Annotated in this window: 20 protein-coding genes and 1 tRNA gene; 14 read left to right on the forward strand and 7 right to left on the reverse strand. The window is 70.2% G+C overall.

All coding sequences use genetic code 11. The features are described from left to right. Positions 1–116: 116 nt before the first annotated feature. Positions 117–281 (forward strand): hypothetical protein, encoded by a 165-nt coding sequence (locus ITJ61_RS15625; RefSeq protein WP_181057766.1) that lies wholly within the window; start codon positions 117–119, stop codon positions 279–281. A gap of 115 nt (positions 282–396) precedes the next feature. On the opposite strand, the gene ITJ61_RS15630 is transcribed toward ITJ61_RS15625, so the two are convergent. After that, positions 397–1,002, reverse strand: a complete 606-nt coding sequence (locus ITJ61_RS15630) for a GNAT family N-acetyltransferase (RefSeq protein WP_104298457.1) — start codon at positions 1,000–1,002, stop codon at positions 397–399. A 300-nt stretch (positions 1,003–1,302) separates the two neighbouring features. On the opposite strand from ITJ61_RS15630, the gene ITJ61_RS15635 reads away from it, so the two are divergent. Then, a complete protein-coding gene (locus tag ITJ61_RS15635; RefSeq protein ID WP_194686796.1) occupies positions 1,303–2,805 on the forward strand; it encodes an HNH endonuclease signature motif containing protein in 1,503 nt (500 codons plus the stop codon). Between the two features lie 214 nt (positions 2,806–3,019). Here the strand turns inward: ITJ61_RS15635 and ITJ61_RS15640 are convergent, their stop codons facing one another. From ITJ61_RS15640 to ITJ61_RS15650, 3 genes are all read right to left on the reverse strand, one after another. Then, positions 3,020–3,157, reverse strand: a complete 138-nt coding sequence (locus tag ITJ61_RS15640; protein WP_160072589.1) for a hypothetical protein — start codon at positions 3,155–3,157, stop codon at positions 3,020–3,022. A gap of 107 nt (positions 3,158–3,264) precedes the next feature. Next, positions 3,265–4,074 carry a Cof-type HAD-IIB family hydrolase gene (locus ITJ61_RS15645; protein WP_104298459.1) on the reverse strand — a complete coding sequence of 270 codons (810 nt, stop codon included), beginning with the start codon at positions 4,072–4,074 and terminating at the stop codon, positions 3,265–3,267. 3 nt (positions 4,075–4,077) lie between these two features. After that, on the reverse strand, positions 4,078–5,544 hold the full coding sequence (locus ITJ61_RS15650) for a PLP-dependent aminotransferase family protein (RefSeq protein WP_194686797.1): 1,467 nt from the start codon (positions 5,542–5,544) through the stop codon (positions 4,078–4,080). Positions 5,545–5,642: 98 nt separating this feature from the next. Between ITJ61_RS15650 and ITJ61_RS15655 the strand changes: the two genes are divergently transcribed. Then, positions 5,643–5,789, forward strand: a complete 147-nt coding sequence (locus tag ITJ61_RS15655; protein ID WP_181057770.1) for a hypothetical protein — start codon at positions 5,643–5,645, stop codon at positions 5,787–5,789. Between the two features lie 91 nt (positions 5,790–5,880). On the opposite strand, the gene ITJ61_RS15660 is transcribed toward ITJ61_RS15655, so the two are convergent. Continuing rightward, positions 5,881–6,204, reverse strand: coding sequence for a branched-chain amino acid transporter permease (locus ITJ61_RS15660; protein ID WP_104298460.1), 324 nt, complete (start codon positions 6,202–6,204; stop codon positions 5,881–5,883). Next, entirely contained in the window at positions 6,197–7,024 is an 828-nt protein-coding gene (locus ITJ61_RS15665; protein ID WP_104341577.1) for an AzlC family ABC transporter permease, read from the reverse strand. Before ITJ61_RS15665 ends, ITJ61_RS15660 begins: the two co-directional genes overlap by 8 nt. 79 nt (positions 7,025–7,103) lie before the next feature. Between ITJ61_RS15665 and ITJ61_RS15670 the strand changes: the two genes are divergently transcribed. From ITJ61_RS15670 to ITJ61_RS15685, 4 genes are all read left to right on the forward strand, one after another. Beyond that, positions 7,104–7,538, forward strand: coding sequence for an Lrp/AsnC family transcriptional regulator (locus tag ITJ61_RS15670; RefSeq protein ID WP_104330679.1), 435 nt, complete (start codon positions 7,104–7,106; stop codon positions 7,536–7,538). Further along, complete coding sequence (locus ITJ61_RS15675) at positions 7,535–8,755, forward strand: MFS transporter (RefSeq protein ID WP_194686798.1); 1,221 nt, start codon at positions 7,535–7,537, stop codon at positions 8,753–8,755. The genes ITJ61_RS15670 and ITJ61_RS15675 overlap by 4 nt, the downstream gene beginning before the upstream one ends. A 174-nt stretch (positions 8,756–8,929) precedes the next feature. Next, complete coding sequence (locus tag ITJ61_RS15680) at positions 8,930–9,811, forward strand: SDR family oxidoreductase (RefSeq protein WP_104298464.1); 882 nt, start codon at positions 8,930–8,932, stop codon at positions 9,809–9,811. A 68-nt stretch (positions 9,812–9,879) separates the two neighbouring features. Next, positions 9,880–10,161 (forward strand): Rho termination factor N-terminal domain-containing protein, encoded by a 282-nt coding sequence (locus tag ITJ61_RS15685; RefSeq protein ID WP_194686799.1) that lies wholly within the window; start codon positions 9,880–9,882, stop codon positions 10,159–10,161. A 52-nt stretch (positions 10,162–10,213) separates the two neighbouring features. Here ITJ61_RS15685 and ITJ61_RS15690 read toward each other — a convergent pair whose 3' ends face one another. Beyond that, entirely contained in the window at positions 10,214–10,876 is a 663-nt protein-coding gene (locus ITJ61_RS15690; RefSeq protein ID WP_194686800.1) for an MBL fold metallo-hydrolase, read from the reverse strand. A 241-nt stretch (positions 10,877–11,117) separates the two neighbouring features. Between ITJ61_RS15690 and ITJ61_RS15695 the strand changes: the two genes are divergently transcribed. The 7 genes from ITJ61_RS15695 (at position 11,118) to ITJ61_RS15725 (ending at position 24,108) form a co-directional block, all read left to right on the forward strand. Next, a tRNA-Glu gene (locus tag ITJ61_RS15695) sits at positions 11,118–11,193 on the forward strand. A 297-nt stretch (positions 11,194–11,490) separates the two neighbouring features. Continuing rightward, the gene (locus ITJ61_RS15700; protein ID WP_194686801.1) at positions 11,491–13,248 is read left to right on the forward strand and encodes an ABC-F family ATP-binding cassette domain-containing protein; all 1,758 of its coding nucleotides are present in this window, start codon (positions 11,491–11,493) and stop codon (positions 13,246–13,248) included. A 132-nt stretch (positions 13,249–13,380) separates the two neighbouring features. After that, on the forward strand, positions 13,381–14,271 hold the full coding sequence (locus ITJ61_RS15705; protein ID WP_258063054.1) for a PP2C family protein-serine/threonine phosphatase: 891 nt from the start codon (positions 13,381–13,383) through the stop codon (positions 14,269–14,271). A gap of 2 nt (positions 14,272–14,273) precedes the next feature. Beyond that, a complete protein-coding gene (locus ITJ61_RS19940) occupies positions 14,274–16,043 on the forward strand; it encodes an FHA domain-containing protein (RefSeq protein WP_228497126.1) in 1,770 nt (589 codons plus the stop codon). A gap of 2 nt (positions 16,044–16,045) precedes the next feature. Further along, positions 16,046–17,797 carry a serine/threonine-protein kinase gene (locus ITJ61_RS15715; RefSeq protein WP_228497127.1) on the forward strand — a complete coding sequence of 584 codons (1,752 nt, stop codon included), beginning with the start codon at positions 16,046–16,048 and terminating at the stop codon, positions 17,795–17,797. A 26-nt stretch (positions 17,798–17,823) separates the two neighbouring features. After that, positions 17,824–18,615 carry a hypothetical protein gene (locus ITJ61_RS15720; protein ID WP_228497128.1) on the forward strand — a complete coding sequence of 264 codons (792 nt, stop codon included), beginning with the start codon at positions 17,824–17,826 and terminating at the stop codon, positions 18,613–18,615. A 147-nt stretch (positions 18,616–18,762) separates the two neighbouring features. After that, positions 18,763–24,108, forward strand: coding sequence for an Ig-like domain-containing protein (locus ITJ61_RS15725; RefSeq protein ID WP_194686802.1), 5,346 nt, complete (start codon positions 18,763–18,765; stop codon positions 24,106–24,108).

Genomic DNA, 24,108 nt, shown 5'->3' on the forward strand with positions numbered 1-24,108 from the left:
CAAGGGCAGGGGCCGCGGGACGGGCAGACGCGCAGGCACGGCCCGGCGGTCGGCGTCCGCGATCTCCGTCGCGCAGCCGATGCGCCGGCTGGGGCGGATCTCGTACCGTGGGCCGCATGGATATCTCGTCGATGATCATGGGAGCGGCAGTGGCATCCGTCATGTGGATCGGATTCGTCCCGTGGGCGCGACTCAAGCGCCTCCGCGAGCTCGAGGCGCGGTACGCCGCAGGCCGGCCCGAGTCAGGGGGAGCCGGCGAGGGGCCGACCCCAGCTCTTTAGCGCCGCCGGTCGCTGCCTCCTACTCGCTGCCGACTGTCCGTCGCGCGTTGCTGGCTGCCCGACGCGGCTACCTGTTGCTTGCTGCCGCTGGTCGTTGCCGGCTACCCGCCCCGCGCTACCAGGGTCTGCCCCGGAGGTCGACCACACCAGGAGGCCAGGAATCGACGCTCTGCCGGATCGGCGAGATGAGCACCGGAGACCCCGCTTCGACGACTGCCTCGACACTCGTCTCCGCTCGCATCACTGTCTCGGGTGGCATCATCGTCTCGGGTGGGAGCGAGCGCGGAGTGCTTCGCTCGACGACGCGGATGCGATGCCACCCGGTCCGCTCGTAGAAGGGCACGACGTCTTCCCGGCATCCCAGATAGCCGTACTCGAGGTCGTGGGTGGCTCGCATCGCACCTCGAGCGAGCGACATCGCGAGCTCGCCAAGGCCTTGGCCTCGGAGCCCGTCATCGACGAGCACGCCACCCGTGCCGGCCACGACGACCTGGGCGCGGCCGACCGTGATCTCGCGTCGCTGGAACCCGACGTGCGCCACGGCCGAACCTGCTGCGTCGAAGACGATCGCGTGCGTGGAGGCCGGGGCGTAGCCGTAGGGCTGCTCGGGATCCCACTCGCCGTGCACTGAGCGGTACTCGCGATCGAAGAGTGCACGCAGGGCCGTGAGCTCGGCCGGTGTGAGGGCTGAGTGCTCGACCACTCGGGGGAGGTAGGTCATCACGTCAGCGTAGGACGCTGCTGTGCTCCTCCTCGCTCGGCAGCGGCGCGGCTCGTGCTCGCTCGGGCGGGGCCCGTGGCGAAGTGCGGGTGGATTTCCTCTGCTCACCTGGGGTATTCCGGGGCAGATCTTCCGTTCGAAGCTAGCTTCTATTTTCTCGAAGAAAACCTGGTCCTGATATAGATTTTGGTGCGGTCCAGTGCTAGTCTGATGGTGATCTTGGGGGAGGTTATCGTGGCATCGCAGGCTGAGCAGGAGGCGCATCGTCAGTCGTCAGGAGAGTCGTCAGGACAGTCGTTAATGCAGTCCACCGGCGAGACGGCTGTCGTGGACGCGCTCCTCGAGGCGCGATGCCAGATGGCAAGCCTTCCGGACGCAGAGATCGTCGTCGTGCTCCGCGAGCTCGCTGCTCGCCGACGCGTCCTGGACGCCGCGCTCGTTGAGGTAGCTGGCGAACTCTTGCGCCGCGAAGACGAGTCTCCGAGATCGGAGACGGTCGCTCGGAAGTCCGGGTTTCGGAACCTTGCGGCGATGGTCGAGCAGGTGCTCGCGGTGAAGCCCTTCGAGGCGAAGACCTTGTTGCACGTCGCAGAGGCGACGAGGGAGCGGATGAGCGCTACAGGTGAGCCGATCCCGCCGAGATACGCGGAGGTGTCGAGGGCGGTGGGCTCCGGGGTTCTGTCGGTGGCGCAGGCGACCGCGATCACGAAGGGGCTCGACCGCACCGGCAACCGGGTGGACGTCGACGAGCTCGCGCGTGCCGAGATCGAGCTGGTGGCGTCCGCGTGCGGCCTGAATCCGGAAGATGAACAGCCCGCGGTGCCGAAGGTGCTCGAGGTGCAGGCCGCGACCTGGGTTTCCTACCTCGACCCCGACGGCGACGAGCCGCGCGCCGACAAGATCGCCGAAGAGCGCGGCCTCTGGTTTACGCGTTGCGCCGACGGTGCGGTGTCAGGGAAGTTCGTCGCGACGCCCGAGCAAGGCGAGCAGCTGCTCTCAGTCTTCGACGCCCTCCTCTCTCCGCGCCGTGCCGTGGAGTTCCCGGCCGCATCCGAGTGCGGGGAACCACTTGCGCCAGCACTCGGACCAGATGAACTCCCGTCCGGTGCCGGCTGCAGCGACGGTGACAACCAAGGCGACGTCGGTGAGGACGAGATCGTTGACGTCCCACTGGTTGACCCGCGGTCGATCGAGCAGCAGCGCATCGACGCGTTGACGATGATCGTCCGCGCCTACGCCGAGTCGCCCGACGCGCCCCGCACCGGCGGCGAGGCCCCAACGGTCATCATCGTCACCACCACCGCCGGACAAGACGGCACAGCCACCAGACCCGAAGACCTGCCCCACCTCGAGCGCACCGGAGAGCCAATCCCACCGTCGGTCGCAGCCCAGGTCGTCTGCGACGGGTTCATCCGCATCGCGATCACCGACACCAACGGCGAGATCCTCGACCTCGGCCGCAAGCAACGCCTCTTCACCACAGCCCAACGCCGGGCGATCGCAACCCGCGACCGGCACTGCCGCGCACCCGGATGCAGCGCACCAGTCCGCTGGTGCGAAGTGCACCACGCCCTCCCCTGGAGTCAGGGCGGACCAACCGACGCGAAAGACGGCATCCTGCTGTGCTCCTTCCACCACCACGAAGTGCACCGCGAAAGACTCACCCTCACTCGCAGCAGCAACGGACGCTGGCACGTCGTACCCGCGCTCGGACGCCACGTGCCGCCCAGAACCGTCCGCCGCCGCGGATACGCACCCAGCAACACCCAGGCCACCCGACCGCAGTTCAACCGAAGACCCTGAGACCGGCCAGGGTGGCAAGCGCGGAGAGGAGCGGCGCGGCTCAGAGGGCCCCGCTATGGCGCGCAAACGCGAAAGTGCCGCCGTGGTCACGAAGACCAGGGCGGCACCGTTTGCTCACCAAGACCCTCCCAAGCCCTCTCAATCGAGAGAGCGCAGCAGTGCGATGAAGTGCTGCGATGAAGTGCTGCGAGGAGAGCTGCGACGAGAGCTGCTGCTAGAGCTGCGGCTGACGAGTGTTGTAGCCGAAGCGCGTGGGGCGCTGCGCGTACCCATCCTTGCGGACGGCGCGAACAGTCTCCGCCGCGAAGGCGACAACCGCCACAACCCCGATACCAAGAGCGAGAAGTTCCATGAGTCCACCTCCGTGATCTGCCGGCAAACACCGGATACCGCAATCCAATCGGAGACGCCCGGGCGTGTCGCGGTCCACCCGAAGGTCAGTGGACTGGTCGCGCCAGGTCAACCCGCGCTTCCGGCGAGCCAATCTTCGAGGAACACCGCGACACCGTCATCGGTGTTGCTCGGAATCACCGACTCCACCACCGCGAGTGCCTCCGGGCGGGCGTTCGCAACGGCGATCGGGTGGCCGACGACCTCGAAGGCCGGCAGGTCGTTGAAGTTGTCGCCGAAGTAGTAGAGGTCCTCCCGCGCCACCCCCAGCAGATCAGCGACCGCGAGCAGGCCCGTGCCCTTCGAGCACGCTGCGTTCGCGATCTCCAGGTACGTGTCCTTCGACCGGTACGTCACGACGCCCGAACGGTCCGCGAGGGCCGCCTCCAGCGCATCGACCAGGGCAGGGTCACCCATGCACATCACCTTGTGCGGCGGCGTCACATCCACGCCGCCAGAGGCGACGAACTCCAACGTCGAGGCAGGCTCCGGGAACACCCACGTGTGGGTGCGCTCCCGGTCCGTCCACTCGTCCTCACCCCACGCATACCAGTGCTCGCCGGCGAAGAAGCTCGCGTGCAAGCCGCTCGCCTCGCAGTGATCGGCGATGAAGCGCGCATCAGCGGCCGAGATGGCAACGTCGTGTCGCACCTCGCCGTCGCCGGACAGCACCAGCCCGCCGTTGAAGGCCACGAGCGGCGAGCCGATGCCGCCGTACAGGCGCTCGAGCACCCGCATCGACTCCGGGGGCCTGGACGAGCACAGCACGAAGTGATGGCCGGCCGCTCGCACCGCCTCGATCGCCGCGATCGTCCGTGGAGAGAGCGTGCGCTGAGCGCTGAGCAGCGTGCCGTCGATGTCGCTGAGGAAGAGAACCATGGACTACACCATCTCAGGAAGACGCGTATCCGCCATCGATCGCACGTCGCGCGCCGAGAGTTGCGCCCAGGATTCGGCGAGGATCCGCGTGCCAGCTTCGAGATCGGCGACGGGTGCTGTGAACGGCACCCGAAGGAACCGCTCGAGGCTTCCGTCGATGGAGAACTTCGGACCAGCGACCAGGGCCAGGCCGCGCGCCTCCGACAGGGACGTCATCGCGGAGCTCGCCGGCTGCGCCAGGTGCACCCACATCGACAGCCCACCGTCTGGCCACGGCACGTGCCACTCCGGCAGGTGGAGGCTCAACGCGGCGTGCAGGGCGTCGCGGTGCAGGCGCATCTGCTCGCGGCGCCGGGGCAGCAGCTCCGGAAGCGCCCGCACGACACGCTCCGCGAGGAGCTGCTCGATCTGCGGCGTCCCCAGATCGCCGGCCGGACGGGCCTGCACGAAGCGGCGGATCAGAGCTGCATCGGCGCGGATCCACCCGATGCGCAGACCGGCCCAGGCCGCCTTGCTGAGAGAGCCGACCGTCACGACTCCCGAGCCGGAGAACGGGGACGCACCGCGCGCGTGACGTGCGAACGGGCCGTCGTCCCACGGCCGGTCGATCGACAGGTCCGCGGTCGTCTCGTCCACGACGAGGATCGTGCCGGCCGCCCGAGCCGCCTCCGTGACCCGCACCCGGTCTTCCGGCCGCATCGACGCGCCCGTCGGGTTGTGGAAGTCGGGGATGAGGTACGCGAGCGCGGGGCGCATCCGCTCGATGGTCTCGATGAGGTGCTCGATCTCCCAGCCGCCAGTGGTCACCGGCGTCGCGATGAGTCGAGCGCCGGCGCGGCGCATCGCCTCGTAGGCGTGCGGATACGTGGGCGACTCCACCAGGACGAGATCCGAGCGCGTGAGGAGCGTGTGGGCCGTCAGCGAGATCGCGTGCTGGGCGCCCATCGTCACGATGATCTGCTCGGGCGTCGTCGGCAGCCCGCGCGCCGTGTAGCGCTCGGCGATCGCCGAGCGCAGCGACAGGGTGCCGAGGAGGTCGAAACCGGGGGCGCCGAGCGCAAGCGGCATCGAGCTCGCGGCGTCCGCGATGATCTCGGCCAGCCCCTCGACGGGCGGCGGCACCGCGCGAGCGAAATCGACCCCGAAGTTCTCTCCCTCGCCGCTCGGGCGGTAATCCTGCCTGCCGAGGCGGGGGAGCGTCACCCGGCTCCCCGAACCCTGCCGGCTCAGCACATGCCCGCTGTCGCGCAGCGACTGGTAGGCGGCCACGATCGTCGTGCGACTGCGCCCGGACTGCACAGCCAGCTCGCGCTCCGAGGGCAGGCGCGTCCCCACCGGGATGCGCCCATCGACGATCAACAGGCGGATGCGCTCCGCGAGGGCCTCGTAGGCGGACGAGTCGTCACGAAGCTCGCCCGCCAAGGAGAGCAGCGTGCGTGCGGATATGCGAGAACCAGATGTCGACTCCATGGGTCCAGTATGCGCCAAGTGGACCGCGACGGCCAGGCCAATGTGGCGATTGGATGTGCCTATCTGCAGTACTCGTCGACCGTCACGGAGGTGGCCCCATGGAACTCATCACGCTCATCATCACAGGAATCGTCGTCGCCGCCATCGCCGTTGCCGGAGTGACCGCGACCCTCGTCGTCATGCTGCGCGACGGCTACGGGCACCGCGCATTCCAGTCCAGTTACGACACTCGCCAGCCGAGGTAGCGAACCCCGGCCTCGGGGTGTTCGCTCGACCCGGCTCGGAGAAACGGGAAGGGACCCGGAAAAGCTGGAAGACGCTCAGAGCTGGAGGGCGTTAGAAGAGGTTTACGAGCACGACGAAGGTCGCCGTGCCGAGTCCGACGCTGAGCAGTGTCCTGCGCCCCAAGCCCAGGTGCACGCCCACCGTCACGGCGAGCGCGAGCGCCGCCCAGAGTGCCGTGCGCGGCTCGCTCGCGAAGTCGCTGAAGGTGACGGCGGCGAGGATCGCGAGGATTCCCGCGGGCATCCAGACCGAGAGTCGCTGGACCGTCTTGGAGTCGCGAAGCGGCTTGAGCGCGACGAACGGCAGGGCGCGGAGCCCGAACGTGATGCCGCCGCACACCGCGAGTGCGCCCACGAACCACCAGGCGTCAAACATCGCTCACCGGTGCCTCCGTGCGGTCTCGTCTCGCGGCGAAGAGCGCGCGCACCGCGAGCGCGACGGCGAAGAGGATGAGCGCCGCGAAGAGGGGCGCCCCTGGCACGAAGAGCAGCCCGAAAGAGACGCTCAGGCCGGCGATGAGGAGCGACGGCACGTCGTCACGGGAGCGGATCGCGTCGAGGGCGAGCACCGTGAAGAGCGCGCACAGCGAGAACTCGAGGCCCTTGATCTCGCCGGGGAGGACGCTCGCGAGTGCCACCCCGAGCAGGCCCCCGCCGACCCAGTACGTCTGCAGGGCGAGCTGCAGGGTGAGCAGTCGCGTCGCGGACCGCTGCTCGCGGGGGATGGGCGTGACGATCGCGTAGGCCTCGTCGGTCATCGCCCAGATCGAGTAGAGGCGCGCGAGCCGGCCCCGAACGAGGTGCAGGGGGAACGAGAACGCGTAGAACACGTGGCGGAAGTTGACGAAGAACGTGGTGAGGGCCATCGTCGCGATGGGCGTGCCCGCGGCGATGAGCCCGACGAGCAGCAGCTCGATCGAACCCGCGTACACGAACACCGACAGGGACGGGGCGACCCACCAGGGCAGGCCTGCCTGCAGGACCAGCACGCCGAACGCCACGCCGAGCGGCACCACTCCGAGTCCCGCGGCGAGCGAGTCGCGCAGTCCGGCCCGGATGCGCTCCCCGCGAGTCGCCGGGATCTCGGCGGGTGGCCCCAAGAGCGCTCCCGCGGTTGGATCCGCGGCAGGGTCCGTCTGGGGCGCCGCGGATCCCGGCGGGCGGGCGCCGCGCGCTCCTGGATCTGCGGTGGTCATGCGGAGATCTTGGCACGGAAGCCGCGCATTCCGAGAGCGGATGCGTGCCTCCAGGCGCCACATTCGGCAATAATCAAGTGTGGACACCATCGATCGCGCAATCGTTCGCGAACTGCAGGGAAACGCCAGACTGACGAACGCTGAACTCGCGCAGCGCGTGGGGCTCACCCCGGCGCCCTGCCTGCGCCGAGTTCGCCGCCTCGAGGAGGACGGGGTCCTTCTCGGCTACCACGCCGAGGTGAACCCCGACAGGGTCGGACGCGCCTTCAAGGTGCTCATCGACGTCGACCTCACGAGCCAGGCGCACACCACGGTGGAGGCGTTCGAGTCGCAGGCCGTCGAGCTCGACGAGGTCACCGAGGTTCGCCGCATGTTCGGCTCGCCCGACTACGCGATCCGCGTCGAGGTGGCCGACCTCGAGAGCTTCGAGAAGCTGCTCCGCGAGAAGATGTGGCGCCTCCCCGGCGTCCACCGGGTGACCTCGCACTTCACGATGAAGGTGCTCAAGGGATGACCCAGCCGACGGCGGCGTCTGCCGCGCGCGGCAAGCGCTCGTGGCTCGCCGCCGCGCCGGCCGTGCTCATGATGGCGTGGGGTGGCAACCAGTTCACCCCGCTCCTGCTGCTCTACCGGAAGGTCGAGGGCTACTCCGCCCTGCAGGTCGACCTCTTCTTCGGCGCGTACATCATCGGGCTGATTCCCGGGTTCCTCATCGCCGGCTCCCTCTCCGACCGCTTCGGGCGGAAGCCCCTCATGGCGGTCTCCGTGGTCCTGAGCGTGGCCGCCGCGGTCGTGCTCGCGCTCGGCAGCGCGAGCCCCACAGCCATGATGATCGGGCGCCTCCTCTCCGGCCTCTCCGTGGCCGTCGCGATGGTCGTCGGAACCACATGGATCCGCGAGCTCTCGACCGGCACCGTACCGCCAGCCGTCACCGCCAGACGCGCATCCCTCACCATCACGGCGGGCTTCCTGCTCGGCGCGGTCGCCGCCGGAGTGCTCGCCCAGTGGGCCCCGTGGCCGACCATCACGCCCTACGTCGTGCAGCTCGTCCTGACGAGCGCCGCAGCCGTCGCGCTGGCTCGCGGTATCGAGACCGCCGGCGATCGATCTGGCCCGCAGGGAAGGGGACGTGAGCGTCGCCCGCTCGTGGATGTCGTCATCGCGCCCGAGCATCGTCGGCGCTTCTTCACCGTCGTGGTGCCCATGGCGCCGTGGGTGTTCGCCGCCCCGGCGCTGGCCTTCGCCGTGTCGCCCGCCATCGTCGTCGAGCGGCTCGGGGGCCTCGAGATCGCCTTCGCGGCGCTCCTCACGCTCGTGTCGCTCACCGTCGGCTTCCTCATCCAGCCGAGCGTGCCGCGCATCGCCGCCCGCGTCGGCGGAGCCTCCGGTTCGGTGGGGCTCGGGCTCCTGGCCCTCGGGACCCTCCTCGTCGCCGCCAACGTCGCCGTCCAGTCTCCGCTCGTCGCCTGCGCCGCCGGGGTGCTCCTCGGCGGCTCCTACGGCGTCTGCATGCTCACGGGGCTCGTCGAGGTGCAGGCGATGGCCGGCGGCCGCAACCTCGCGGGACTCACCGGCCTGTACTACGCGCTCACCTACATCGGCTTCGCGCTGCCCGCCATCCTCTCCGCCCTCGCCCCGACCTTCGGCATGCTCCCGCTGCTCGTCGCGGTTGCGGTCCTGGCAAGCGGATGTGCGGCGATCGTCGCGTTCGGGGTGCGGCGCACGCGGTAGCCGCGCGGGAAGGTCGGGGCGCGTGCCGCGCAAGAAGCTGGGAGCGCGTGCACCCGCTGGTCAGTGAATGCCCACGTTCGGTCCCTAGCGTTGATTCGGTCCCGGCCGGGGCGCACCTCGTCACGAGAGCCTCCCGCCAGTCACGACGCACGACCGACCCCACGGAGGCGCACGATGACCGCACTCACCGACCCCCGCACCCTGTTCCGCGAGAGCGGATTCCCCGGCCAGGGGCAGCAGCAGCCCGGACTCACGGGCGAGACCACCCCGGCCCCCGACCATGGAGAGCGGAGCTACACCGGCCACGGCAGGCTCAAGGGCCGCCGCGCGCTCATCACCGGGGGAGACTCCGGGATCGGCCGCGCCGTCGCCATCGCCTACGCCAGAGAGGGCGCCAAGGTCGCGATCTCGTACCTGCCCGAGGAAGAAGCCGATGCGCAAGAGACGGCGCGCCTCATCAACGAGGCGGGCGAGACCGGGCTCCTCCTGCCGGGCGACCTGCGCAACGAGCAGTACTGCGCCGAGATCGTCCACGCGACCGTCGCCGCCTTCGGGGGCATCGACCTGCTGGTCCTCAACGCCGCCTACCAGCGAGACCGCACGAGCATCGGCGACACCCCGACCGACGAGATCAGGCGCGTGATCGCGACGAACCTCGAGGCGCCCATCTACACGCTCCGAGCAGCTGAGTCGCACCTCCCGCCCGGCGCATCCGTCATCTTCTCCTCGTCGGTGCAGGGCTACGAGCCGAGTGATGGGCTCTTCGACTACGCCATGACGAAGGCGGCCCTCGTCTCGCTCACCGAGTCCATGGCGAAGGAGTTCGGGCCGAAGGGCGTGCGCGTGAACGCCGTCGCCCCCGGCCCTGTCTGGACGCCGCTCATCCCCGCCACTGGGTGGGACGAGGAGAAGCTCGCGAGCTTCGGGCAGGACACGCCACTCGGGCGCGCCGGCCAGCCCGCCGAGCTCGCTGGCGCCTACGTCTACCTCGCGTCCGACGACGCCAGCTACACGACGGGCGCCATCATCGCCGTCACGGGCGGCAAGAACCTCTGAGCGGGCACCGCGAGCGAGCGGGCACGAGCACAGGGCGAGCGTCAGCTCACGAGCGAGAGGAACAGTCGATGGCCAAGAAGAAGTCCGGCGCCGACAACCAGCCGGGCCTGAAGGACGAAGAGCTCTACGAGAAGCTGCGCGACGAGGGCAACTCGAAGGAGAAAGCCGCCAGGATCTCGAACGCCGCCGCCCGGAAGGGGCGAAGCGAGGTCGGCAAGAAGGGCGGGGAAGCCGGCTCCTACGAGGATTGGACCGTCGATGAGCTGCGGAAGCGGGCCAAGGAGCTCGAGCTGACCGGATACTCCGGCAAGCGCAAGAGCGAGCTCATCGACCTGCTCCGCGATCACTGACGCCGGGCCGACCGGTGCGGGCCGGAGAGCATCAGCTCAGCGGGGCCGGGCGTCAGTCGAGCTCGAGCGTCTCGAAGGGCTGCAGGTCGATGAGGTTCGCGCCGACCCGGTCCGCGGATTCCCGCAGACGCGTGACCGCGAGCGTCTTGCCGACCTTGGCCAGCAGCATCTCGTGCACGGGCAGCACTCGCTTGGGGCGCACCCGCTCGACGTAGTCCATGGACTCGGCGAGGCGCATCCACGGCGCGTTCGCGCAGACCGCGAGCACGTCGATGTCGACCCCCTCCGGCGCGACGTAGGCATCGCCGCCGTAGTAGAACGCGCCTCGTTCCACGAGCACGCCGATGTTCTCGATGCGGGGGATCGAGCTGTGGATGACGGCGTGCTCGCCGCCGAAGAACTGCAGGTCGAAGCCCCCGACCAGCACCGATTCCCCGGCAACGACGTCGATGACCTCGCCGATGTCGGGGAGGTCTGCAGCGATGATCTTCTCCGCCGCGGACGGCGTGGTGAAGATGGGCGTCCTCGGATTCCGGGACAGGATGCGCGTCAGCTGCTCCGGCGTCCAGTGGTCGTCGTGCTCGTGCGTGATGACGATGGCGACCGTCCCGGCCGCCTCAGTGATCGGGGTCGTGAACTTGCCCGGGTCGATGAAGAGACGCGAGCCGCTCTTCTCGATCGAGAGTGCGGCGTGCTCGAGCTTGGTGAGGCGCATGTTCCCCCTTGGTGGCGGCGGCCCCGTGCAGGCCCAGACGAAGTGCAACGCTAGCAACTCGTGACTGACGGACTCCTCGACGGGTGGCCCGTTCCACGGATCATCGACCGGCAGCGCGCCCCGCGGCACGGCTGGCGCGTGGCCCGAGTCGTGGCCCGGAATGGCGGGCGACGCGCCGACTCCGAAAACCCGATTTGCTTTGCCGTTCCCCGGTGTGCCAGAATATCCGAGTTGCCAAAACGGTCCCATCGTTTAGCGGCCTAGGACACCGCCCTCTCACGGCGGCAGCGCGGGTTCGAATCCCGCTGGGATCACCAACACAAGCCCGGTTCGAGAATTCTCTCGCACCGGGCTTCGTGCATTCTTGCCTGGCTCTGTTCATTCCGGCCGGGCTCTGTGCGCTTCGCCGGGCCTGCGCGCCCCGGCTGTGCTCTCGGGAATTCGGACGGTTCTCGGCGTCCAGTGCTAAAGTCTTCGCGTTCTTGTTCCCGAAGATCGGCAGGCCGGTGAAGACTCTCGACGCCCCCGCACCGCACGCTGTGCGCTGACGCCCGTCGAACCCACCTCCTGAGGCTCCCGGTGTCAGTGCGCGCACTGAACCTTCAGGGAGCACCGTGTCTCAGACGACACCGAAGAACAACCACCCACTCTCATTCGACCGCCTCAGCCTGAGCTGGCCGGACGGGTCCCCGGCCATCGATGCGCTCACCGGGGCCTTCCCGCCCGGGCGAACCGGCCTCGTGGGCCGAAACGGCAGCGGCAAGTCGACGCTGCTGCGCCTGCTCGCGGGGGAGCTGGCGCCGACGGGAGGCGCGGTCCGAGCTGATGCGGACGTGGCCTACCTGCCGCAGCAGCTGACCCTCGACACGGAGCTTCCCGTCGCCGCGCTCCTCGGCGTCGATCGCAAGATCGCCGCCCTCCGCGCCATCGAGGGCGGCTCCGTCGACCCCGCCGACTACGACGTGCTCGGCGACGACTGGGACATCGAGACGCTCGCCGCGGCCGAGCTGCGCGCCATAGGGCTCGACGAGGGGATGCTCACGCGCACCCTCGGCGGCCTCTCCGGCGGCGAGGCGATGCTCGTCGCCATCGCCGGGCTCCGCCTCGGCAGGGCGCCCATCGTGCTGCTGGACGAGCCGAGCAACAATCTCGACCGGGATGCGCGACACCGCCTCGCGGCGCTCGTCGAATCGTGGCGAGGCACGCTGGTCATCGCGAGCCACGACGAGGAGCTGCTCGAGCACGTCGACCAGATCGCCGAGGTGAGGGGCGGTGAGCTGGCGGTGACCGGCGGCGGGTACAGCGCCTACCTGCTGCAGCTCGAGCGCGAGCAGGCGGCGGCCGCGCAGGCGCTCCGATCCGCGGAGAGCGCCCTGAGGTCAGAGCAGCGCGATCGGCGCGAAGCCGAGGTGAAGATCGCGAGCAGCCTGCGCGCGGGGAAGAAGGCGCAGGCCAACAAGCGCGCGCCCAAGATCCTCCTCAACGGGCAGAAGGCGCGAGCCCAGGTCTCCGCCGGCAGGCTCCGGAGCCAGCACGACTCCCGCCTCGCGGGGGCCGAGGCGGCGGTGGAGCTCGCCGAGGGGCGAGTTCGGGACGACGCGAGCATCCGCATCCACCTCCCGGACCCGGATGTCGCGACCTCCCGCCGCCTCGTGACGCTCGAGCTGGCAGCGGCACGCGCTGACCCCGCGCGCGCCGAACCGACGCAGCCCGGCCCGGCGCACCCTGATCCTGCCCGGCCCGAGCCTGCGCGGCCCGAGGCCGCCGGGCGGCTGGTCATCATGGGCCCGGAGCGCATCGCGCTGACGGGTCCGAACGGCTCCGGCAAGACCACGCTCCTCGACGCGATCGCCGCGTCGGCGCAGTCGCTCGGCGTGGAGGGTGCCGGTGCCGGTGCCGCCGCCGGCGGCGAGCGCATCGAGACCCGAGGGGGAGCCTGGGTCACGGCGTCCACGAGCCGAGTCGGATACCTGCGCCAGCGCCTCGACGGGCTGGACGACGACGCGAGCGTCCTCGAGAACGTGCAGCGCTCCGCCCCCGAGACCGCCGCCCAGGAGCTCCGCGCCCAGCTCGCGCGGTTCCTGCTGCGAGGCGCCGTCGTCGAGCGGCCCGTCTCCTCGCTCTCGGGCGGCGAGCGCTTCCGGGTCTCCCTCGTGCGCCTGCTGCTCGCCACCCCGCCCGCGCAGCTCCTGCTGTTCGACGAGCCCACGAACAACCTCGACCGGGAGTCGACGGCGCAGCTCGTCGACGCGCTGCGCGACTACCGTGGCGCGCTGCTCGTCGTGAGCCACGATGAGCGCTTCCTGGGACGGCTCGGCGTGACGCGCCGCATCCGCCTCGACCGGCTCGGCACGATCCTGGACGAGGTGTGAGAGTCCGACGGTGTCGCGGGCCGGTCTCGCAGCAGCGCCGCCGCAATGCCACAATGGACGCACGCGCGATCTACGCGTACAAGGTGTGCCTTCGGGGCAGGCCACCCGGGCAGAGTTCCAGAGGTGCTATTTGTGAATACTGAACTGGCTTCGTCGTACGCACGCGCGGAGGAAGCCGTCGCGCTGCGCGTGAGCGCCGCCAGCGACGTCGGAAGCGTGCGCCAGGTGAACGAGGACTCCGTGCTGGCGCGCATGCCCGTCTTCTTCGTCGCAGATGGAATGGGCGGCCACGCCTACGGCGACCGCGCGAGCCAGACCGTCGTCGCGACCTTCGACGAGGAGTTCCAGGTCGAGGAGCCGGCAACCCCGGACCGCGTGCTGCGCACCATCGACCGCGCCAACCGTGCCGTGCAGGACCTCGTGACCGAAGCCGACGGGCCAGGCGCCGTGGCGGGAACCACGCTGTCCGGCATCGCCCTCGTCGACCTCGCCGACCTCGGCGCCGAGCTGCTGCACTGGATGATCTTCAACGTCGGCGACTCCCGCGTGTACGGCTGGAACGGTCGCGCGCTCGTGCAGGTGACCGTCGACCACTCCGCCGTGCAGGAGATGGTGGCCATGGGCCTCATCTCGGCAGCGGATGCGCTCATCCACCCCGACCGGAACGTCATCACGCGGGCGGTCGGCTCCGAGAGCGACGTCGAGGCCGACATCTGGCTCATGCCCGTGCACGGCCATCAGGTCTTCCTCGTCTGCTCCGACGGACTCACGAAGGAGCTCAGCGACGAGCAGATCTCGCAGGTCATGCTCGAGTACCACTCCGATCCGGAACCGGAGCTGACCCTCGCGGAGACGCTCGTGCAGACGGCCGTCGAGGTCGGCGGACGAGACAACGTGAGCGTCGTCGTCATCGACTCCGAGTACGCGAACGCCGACCAGGCATCGGCGACCCCGCCCGTCACGACGGGGCCGATCGCAGCCCCGGCCGCAGACGACACCTTCGAAGACACGACGCCGAGGTAACCATGACCGAGGCACCCCACGAGGTCGAGGCAGAAGCTCCGGTGGTCTTCCGCCAGCGTCGGCATGCCCTTCTTCTGGTGCGCCCGTCTGCCCCGTCGCACCCCGCCCCATCGCAATCTGCCCCGTCGCATCCTGCGGAGTCGACCCCCGTGGATGCGAGCGCCGAGTCTCGTGGCGCCCGCGAGGGGACCGGGACCATCGGGGCCGCACGCCTCGCGTTCGCCGACGGTGCCCTCTCGCTCGACAAGGTCTTCGCCGCCATCATCGGCACAGGACCGCTCAGCGAGGTCGCCCCATTCGTCTACCTGACGCGCGAGGGCAACGGGCTGCGTGTCTTCGCGCGGGGCCCCCTCCGCGTCGAGGAGCTGCCGAGCGCACCGCACGTCGGCATCCGACCGGCCGTCATCAGCGCGGGGGAGGCATCGACGTGGGTCGAGGTGCTCCTGCCGTCGGCGCGAGGCGTCGAGGTCACGGTGGAGAACGATCGGCGGGGACTCGACCAGGTCCCGATCCAGCTGCTCTTCGCCGCCTGCGACGAGGAGATCTCCGAGACGCGCGCCCCCGTGGGCGTGGGACCGGAGACGGTCGTCGCCCCGGACCCGGATCTCGACACGCCGAACCTGCACTCGCGGGCCCTCGAGTCGCGCGGCACCCACGGTCCGGACGCGGACCCGGCTTCAGGTCCAGACGGCGAAGAGAGCAGGCACATCGGCGACAGCGGGCATAGCAGCGACGCCATCTCCGAGGCGACCATCCTCGACCTGCCGCCCGAGGCCACGACGACACCCGGCTCCGACTCCGACTCCGGCTCCGACGACGGCGTCGATGCGCCGAGACTCGACCGTGACGAGCTGCCGACCCGCGACCAGTCACCGATCCGTGACGTCCAGACCTTCCCCGTGCCGATCCTCGACCCGGAGGTCACTGCGGATCAGGTCGGGGAGCACGATGGCCGTACGATCCTGAGCGCCGAGGCGAGCCGCATCCGCCAGGAGGCCTCAGCGCGCAGCGCCGCCCGCCAGGAGTTCCGGGACGGCAGCGCCCAGCAGCCTGCGGCCCACGCGACCCCTCCGGCCTCCGAGGTGCTCGAGGCCCCGGCGGCGCTCGACGAGGTCGGGGAGCACGACGGCCTCACGATCGTCGGCGGCTCCCTCCGAGACCTCCGCGTCGACGACGCCCACCGCCACGAGTCCGCCCCGCGTGGCGGAGACCTCGCCGACACCGTGCTCGTCCAGGCGCTCTCCTCCGAGACGCGCCCGGAGGCGGACCTCGCCTCCCTCACGGCCCACGCCGCCGACCAGCGGCGGCAGCAGCGCGCCGTCGACGTCTCACCGGACTCGTCAGCTGAGCAGAACCCGCCTGCGCAGAACCCGCCTGCGCAGAACCCGCTAGAGCAGCGCGCCGGCGGGGGAGATGCGTCGTACATCGTCGAGCTGTCCACGGGTGCCACCGTCGATCTGGCGGGTCCGCTCGTGCTCGGAAGGGCGCCCAGCATGGGCGCGGAGCAGACGGGCGGCGTCCTGCCTCGCCACGTCAAGCTGACCGGCGCCACCGACATCTCACGCAACCACGTGCTCCTCACCGTCGAGGGCGGCGTCATCGTCGTCACCGACCTCCACTCCCGCAACGGCACCGACGTCGTCATGCCCGGACGCGGCCCGCAGCGCCTGCGAGCGGGGGAGCCGACCGCGGTCATGCCGGACACGGTCATCGACCTCGGAAGCGGGGTCTTCCTCACCGTGCGGAACCTCGCCATGACGGCGAGGCGCTAGCCATGGCAGGGCAGCGACGATCCCCAGCCGAGCCGCCCGAGATCCCTGGCTACCTCTACCGAAAGCACTTAGGTTCCGGCGGGTTCTCCGACGTCTTCCTGTATGAGCAGCAGTTCCCGAGGCGCCTCGTCGCCGTGAAGGTGCTCCTCGGCGGCGACGACCTCGGCGAGACCAGCAGGCAGGCGTTCATCGGCGAGGCCAACCTGATGGCGCAGATGTCGTCGCACCCGTACATCGTCACGATCTTCCAGGCGGATGTGGCCGGCGACGGGCGTCCCTACTTCGTCATGGAGTACGCGTCCGGGCTCAGCCTCTCGGATCGCTACAAGCGCGAGCAGATCCCCGTCGAGGAGGCGCTGCGCACGGGCGTGCGCATCTCCAGCGCCGTCGCGACGGCGCACACCGTCGGCATCCTGCACCGTGACGTGAAGCCGGCGAACATCCTCACGAACGACTTCGGCTGGCCCGCCCTCACCGATTTCGGCATCTCGTCCGCCGTCGACGACGAGCTCGCAGAGGCGGACGACCTCGTCGAGGCGCCCCCCACTGGTGGTGGCGGCCTGTCCGTGCCATGGTCGCCGCCGGAGATGTTCGAGGACGAGCCCAAGCCCGACGTGCGCAGCGAGGTGTTCTCGCTGGGCGCGACCGTCTACTCGCTCGTCGCCGGCCACACTCCCTTCGAGCGCCCCGGTGAGCGCAACACGACGCTCGACCTCATCTCCCGCATCGAGCGCGGCGCCATCTCGCCGATCCTCCGCGGCGACGTGCCCCGGTCGCTCGTGAGCGTGCTCCACAAGGCCATGGCCCGCAACCCAGCCCACCGGTACCAGAGCGCTGTCGAGTTCGCCTACGCGCTGCAGCGCGTCGAGCTGGAGCTCAACTACGCCCCGACGGCGATCGACGTGCCCAACATGACGATCTCGGCCACGGCTGCGACCGGCGGCGGCGATGCGGACGCCACGAGCCTGCGGCCCGTCTCCCTCATCAACGCCCAGGTGCACGAGGGGGCCCGCGCCAGCAAGGCCGAGCTGACCTCGGCGCGCGCCGTGGTCAGGGTCGCGGCTCAGCAGTCCCGGGGCGGGTTCGCCGCGAGGTACGAGACGGCCAGCGGACCCCGAACCGGCAGGCGGCCCCGCGGGACGGAGCACACCGGGGGAGCACCGAGCGACGACTCGGGTCCGACGACGGCTCGCCCCATCACGACCCCCGCTCGTGCGGACGCCGTGGCCGCCGCGCCCGCTCGCACGTTCGGAGAGGCATCTGGGAGCACGATCGACGCGCCCGCGTCGAGGGCAGACGAGCTGGCGCGCGAGCGCGCGGCGAACGCCGCCGCCTCGTCGAGGAAGCTCTCCAGGAACGGGCTCGTCGGCGTCATCGCCGGAGGGCTCGTGCTCGCGATCGGCATCGTCGCGGCGATCTCCTGGATGCTCGCCCCCGCAGACGAGGAGATCGGCCGTGCGACGACGACCCCCGTCTCCATCCAGTCCGGCGGCTTCCCCCCGGTGCTCGTCGCCCCCGTCGCCGTCCGGAGCCCCGACGGATCCGTCACCTTCTCCTGGTCGAACCCCGACCCGCAGCCGGGCGACGTCTACTACTGGAGGCTCGGCGAGGGCGGCAAGGAAGGGGCGACGACAAGTGAGACCTCGGTCGTCATCCCCAACGTGCAGGACGGCGCCGTGACGTGCATCGAGGTCGAGATCCGCCGTGGAGGGAAGGTCAGCTCCGAGCCGCTCGAAGTCTGCTATCCGCAATGACCTCGCCGATCCGCCATGATGGTGTCATGAGTGAGAGCAAGTACACCTCGGCCGCGGAAGCGAACGAGGCTCCGGAAGAGTCCATCGAGATTCCGGATTCCGATGAGCGAATCGTGAGCCAGGTGCCCCCGCTCGGGCCGCTCCGCGTCGAGTTCGTCGGCGAGTGGTACGAGCTGAACCCGGCTGAGCCCTTCACGATCGGCCGAGACGCCGACCTCGTGATCGACGAGAACCCGTACCTGCACCGCCAGTTCCTGGTGCTGCAGGCGGAGTTCGGCATGTGGTGGCTCTCGAACGTCGGCTCCGTGCTCTCCGCGACGGTCACGGACGACTCCGGCCAGGTGCAGTCGTGGCTCTCGCCTGGCGCCAAGCTCCCGGTCGTGTTCCAGCACATGCAGGTCATGTTCACGGCGGGATCGACGACCTACGATTTCGCGATCCACTCCGCGTCGGACTTCTACAACACTTCCCACGTGAACATGTCGCCGTCCGGCAACACGACGCAGGCGGTCATCCACCTCACCGAGTCGCAGCGCGAGCTGATCCTCGCCCTCGCGGAAGACGTCCTGCGCAACGCCGTCCCGGGTCGCGGGGTCATCCCGAGCTCGGCGGATGCTGCGGCTCGCCTCGGCTGGACGCTCCCGACGTTCAACCGCAAGCTCGACAACGTGTGCGACAAGCTCGACAAGTTCGGCGTCTCGGGGCTGCGCGGCGGCCGCAGCAAGCTCGCCTCGAACCGACGAGCACGTCTCGTCGAGTACGCCATCTCGACTCGCCTGGTGACGCCGGACGACCTGGACACGCTCGACCGCCGCTGACGGCACTCGGCGGACAGGCGCACGGCGCCGCACTCGCCGGGCCACGGGCAGCACTCCCTGTCGCGCTGGCATCGGGTCCTCGTGCACAATGAAGTCTCGTGCGCTCCGAGGTGAGGCACTGACGAGCTCTGCTGGGGGTGGGTACGCATGCGCCGAACAGCGCTGACCCCGCGAAGCCGCCGACAGCTGGCGATGGCGCTGGTCATGGCGCTCCTCATCGGCACGCCCCTGCTCTTCGCCCTCCTGCACGAGGGGTTCCCCGCGGCCGAGGTCGAACTGGAGAGCAGCGACGTCTGGGTGTCGAACAGCTCGGACCTCCGAGCGGGCCGCCTCAACGCGCAGATCCAGGAGCTCGACGCGAGCGTGAGCCTCGTGACGGCGGATGTCGGCATCCTGCAGGACGGCGACACCGTCTTCCTGCACGACCAGACCAGCGGCTCGCTCGGCCGCGTCGACCCCGCGCTCACCGACCTGCGCGAGAGCATCCTGACGCCCGCGGGCAGTCGGAGCTCCTACGGCGGCGGCGTCCTGGCGCTCCTCGACCCGGCGACGGGACGGCTCTGGCTCGTCGACGCCACGCAGCCGCTCGCGTTCGACGCCGCGACCGCGGAGCCCGTGGCGGAGCTCGGCGCCGACGCCCAGGTCCTCGTGACCTCGCTCGGCACGGTGCTCGCCGTCGCACCGGAGCAGCAGCAGATCCTGCGCATGGAGGGCATCGGCGGCGAGCAGCTCTGGGAGCCGCTCGCGGGAGCCCCCGTCGACTACGAGTTCACTGCCGTCGGCGAGCAGCCGGTGGTGTTCGACACCGCCGCACGTGCGCTCCTCGTCGACGGGCAGGCCCGTGAGGTGCAGGAGAGCGCGCTGCGCGTGCAGCTCCAGGGCGCGCCATCCCCCGATGTGGTGTTCGCGACCGGCGACGGGATCCTGCGCGTGCCGCTCGGCGGTGGCGAGGCCGTTGCGCTCCCGGCGGGAATCGATGGCTCGCTGGCGACCGACCAGGGCACGGCGCGCCCCGCCGTGGTCGCGGGCTGCGCGCACGCCGCCTGGGCGCAGGCGGCCGTCACGATGGTCGCGTGCGGTGACGAGCAGCCGAGCGTGCAGTCCATGTCGACGCCGCCCCTCGGCGAGCTCCTCTACCGCGTCAACCGCAACGTCGTCGCACTCAACGACGTCGCCACGGGCCAGGTGTGGCTGCCGCAGGAGAACATGCGCCTGGTCGAGAACTGGAACGAGCTCGTCCCGCCGGAGGACACCGACGGCACGGAGGGCGAGAACGAGGCCACCGAGGAATCGTTCGAGGCGACCCTCGCCGAGCGAGGCGAGGAGAACACCCCGCCGGAGCTCGTCGACGACTCCTACGGGGTCCGTGCCGGATCGACCGCCTACCTCACGGTCCTCGACAACGACTCGGACGTCGACGGCGACATCCTCACGATCACCAGCCTCTCCGCCGACCCGCCGCCATCGTTCGGCGAGCTGCGGGTCATCGACGACGGCCGGGCCCTGCAGTTCCGCGCCACGGAGGGCGCGTCCGGCGAGCAGACGCTCACGTACACGGCCTCGGACGGCAGGCCTGGCGGCGTGGCGGAGGCACGGGTCACGATCCGCATCCAGCCGGCCGACGCGGAGAACCAGGCCCCGACGACGAACCGCGCGAGCGCCGTGGCGGTCGAGGCTGGCCAGAAGATCTCCTACAACGTGATGCCCGACTGGACGGACCCGGAGGGCGACCCCGTCTTCCTCCAGGGGGCCACCGCTCCCGTGGGCGACACCGTCAGCTTCACACCGGACGGACGCCTCACCTTCACCGCCGTCAGCGCAGAGCTGGGGGAGCGGGTCGTGCCGTACCTCGTCTCGGACGGCACCGCGCAGGTGGCCGGCGAGCTGCGCATCCGCGTCGAGGCGCCCGGCACGCTCGGGCCGATCGGCACGCCGGACTTCGCGAGCGGAGTGGTCGGCGACTCCATCACGGCACAGCCGCTCGTGAACGACCTCTCGCCCAACGGTCAGGCGCTCGAGCTCGTCGAGATCGCCGAGCTCGGCACCAGCACGGGGGGCGCGAGCTTCAACCCCGACCTCGGCACCGTCACCTTCACCTCGGCGAGCGCCATGACCGCGTACGTGCAGTACACGGTCTCGGCGGGGGCGGCCACGTCGGTCGGCATCATCCGCTTCGACGTCGAGGAGCCCGTCGAGGGCGTGGCGCAGGTGACCGCGGTGCGCGACCTCGCCTACCTCCGCCCTGGCCAGTCGAACGTCGTGGACGTGCTCGGCAACGACGTGTCCACCGGAACGGGCGTGCTGTCCGTGCAGAGCGTGGAGACCACCGACGAGGCCCGCACGGCAGGCCTCGCCGTCGAGCTCATCGACAACACGATCGTGCGCCTCTCCTCGCAGTCCGCGATCCAGCAGACCATCGAGCTCCCGTACACGATCACCGACGGCGCATCGACGTCGGTCGGCTACATCGTCGTCGTCCCGGTGGAGCCCGCCGTGACGCACGAGCCGCCCGTCGCCGTCGACGACACGAGGCGCGTGCGCGCCGGCGACTACACGAGCGTCTCCGTGCTCGAGAACGACTCCCACCCGGACGAGGCGCAGATGTCCCTCTCGCCCGCCCTCAGCACCGTGCAGGTCGGAGACGGCTACGCCTTCGTCTCCGGCGACGACGTCCGCCTCCAGGCCCCGTCCGAGCCCGGCACCTACTCGCTCGGCTACACCGTCGTCGACGAGCACGGCGAGCAGGCGGGGGCGACCGTGTCCTTCCAGGTGACGGCGCCCGACGAGTCGAGCAACCGGCCCCCGGCCCCCGGCGTCGACACCGCCAGGGTCTTCGAGGGCGCGAGCGTGCGCATCGAGGTGCCGCTCGACGGCATCGACCCGGACGGCGACTCGGTCGAGCTCACGCAGCTCGTCGACGTTCCGACGCTCGGCTCCGTGAGCGAGCTCACGCAGACCTCCTTCGTCTACGAGGCGTTCCCTGGAGCCACGGGCACCGACGTGCTGCGGTACGAGGTCGTCGACGGGTACGGCCAGCGCGCCGAGGGCACGATCAGGGTCGGCGTCGTCGCCCGTCCCGCCGCGACAGCGCCCCCGATCGCGGTCGACGACAACGTGCGCGCCAAGCCGGGCTTGCGCATCGCGGTCCCCGTGCTGAAGAACGACTCCGATCCGAACGGCTACACGCTCGAGGTCGTGCCAGAGCTCGTCGGCGTCGACCCGAGCCTCGAGGCCGAGGTCGACGGCGACTCGGTCATCATCACGGTGCCGAGCGATGGCGAGTTCATCTCCGTGCCGTACACGATCATCAACGGCCAGGGTGGGCAGGATGCCGCGTTCATCCACGTCACGATCAATGCGGATGCGCCCACGCTTCCCCCGACTGCGGTCGACCACGTGGTGCGCCTCGACGACTTCGCCGCCTCCGAGACGCTCAGCATCAACGTGCGAGACGGCGCCACCAACCCTGGCGGGAGAGTCAGCGAGCTCGCGGTCGATCTGGCGGGGGCCGGCGCGGGAGCCGCGACGGTCGAGGAGGACGGACGGGTCACGGTCTCCCTCAGCGACGCCAGGCAGATCGTCGTCTACCGGCTCACCGCCGAGGACACGGGGCTCACCGCGGCGGGCTTCATCATGGTGCCAGCCCTCATCACGGAGGAGTCCAAGCGCCAGTCCCCGTTCCTCATCCCTGACCTGCCCGCCCAGAATGCGAAGGTCGGGGAGTCGATCTCGTGGGACGTCAACGACCTCGTGCGCGCCCCGTCCGGCAACCGCGTCTCGCTCATCAACCCCGAGCAGGTGTGGGCCGAGCAGGCCGACGGCAGCCCGCTCGTGGAGAGCGACACCAGGCTGAAGTTCACCCCGAAGCCCGGCTTCCGCGGGCCGGCATCCATCACCTTCCAGGTGAGCGATGCGGAGAGCGCCGACGACCAGAACGCCGGCATCGCGACCATCCGCGTCCCGATCACGGTCGGCGACCCCGACTTCTACGACGTCGCACCGACCTTCGTCGCGCCCCAGCTCACCGTCGAGCAGGGCACCGAGCAGAGCTTCGACCTCCGCACCGCCACCGGCCACCCGAACAAGGACGTCGTCCCCCAGGTGGAGTTCTCGAAGCTCACGGGCGGCACGGGCGAGCTGCGCTCGAGCCTCGACGGCAGCACCGTCAAGGTCGCCGCTGGGGTGGACACGAAGGTCGGCACCGTCGTCAAGTACACGGTCACCTACACCTTCCGCGACTTCGTGCAGACCGGAACCGTCACGGTGACCGTCGTCTCCACCTCCAAGCCGCTGCCGCGCGCCGTGCCGGATGAGCAGCTGGCCCGCCGCAACGGGCCCGTCCTGGTCGACGTCACCGCCAACGACTTCAACCCGTTTCCCGAGTCCCCGCTCACGCTCATGTCCGCGAGCGAGGTCGCGGGCTCCGCCACCGGATCGGCTGTCTCCCTCGTCGACGGGCAGGTGCGAGTGGTGCCGGCGACGAACTTCATCGGCACCATCACCATCAGCTACCGCATCGGAGACCAGACGGGCGACCCGCTGCGCGAGACGACCGGGCTCGCGACCGTCGAGGTCCAGGACGTCCCAGGCGCCCCGGGCGACGTGTCGCTCGAGAAGGGCGGCGCCCTGGGGACGCTCGCCGTGAACTGGTCTGGCGCCGTCTCCAACGGGCCGGAGATCACCGAATACGAGGTGACGCTCGCGGGCGGCGGTGCGGTCTTCACCAAGACGACGGCCGGCGACGTCTACAGCGTCACGTTCACGGAAGACGACGGCCTCGTCCCTGGCAATGACTACACGGCGACGGTCCGGGCCCTGAACTCCCTCGGCTACGGGCTCCCCGCGAGCTCGACCAGCGCCAAGCCCATCACCCTCCCGCAGGCCCCGCAGAATCTGAAGGTCGCCGACGGCCAGACTCCGCCGGGGGAGCTCACCGGCACCCTCACGGCGGAGTGGTCGGCACCGACCGCGAGCGGTGGCGGTCTCAGCGGCTACGACGTGACCGTGCAGGTCGGCACGGAGGCGCCGACCACCACGAGCGTGCCCGCGACGCAGCTCTCGTTCGCCATCACGGGCATCCAGGTGCCGAAGTCCTCCTCCACGCCCGTGAAGGTCTCGGTCGCCGCGAAGAACGAGGCCGGCGTCTCCACCTCGACAGACCAGGTCACCGGCTACCTGCACTACACGGCGCGCATGAGCGTCGAGGTCACCGGCGGCAAGAAGGTGCCTGGCAAGCCCGACGAGGTCCGCAGCTTCGTCATCAAGGGCCAGGACTTCTCCGACGTGCCCTACACCGTCGAGTGCTACAGCAAGGCGAAGTCCGGCGAGGACAAGCTCGTCGGCACGCAGACGAACGTGAGCGGGGCCGCGATCAACGGCGAGTCGGGCACTGTGCTCGAGAAGTGCCGGGGCAGCCTCGGCGGGTACACGGTGGTCGTGTACCTGAACGGTGCGGAAGTCGCCAGAAGCCAGACGCCCCTCGACTCGTGGTAG

The sequence above is a fragment of the Pseudoclavibacter sp. VKM Ac-2888 genome (assembly GCF_015351285.1).
Taxonomy (GTDB): domain Bacteria; phylum Actinomycetota; class Actinomycetes; order Actinomycetales; family Microbacteriaceae; genus Pseudoclavibacter.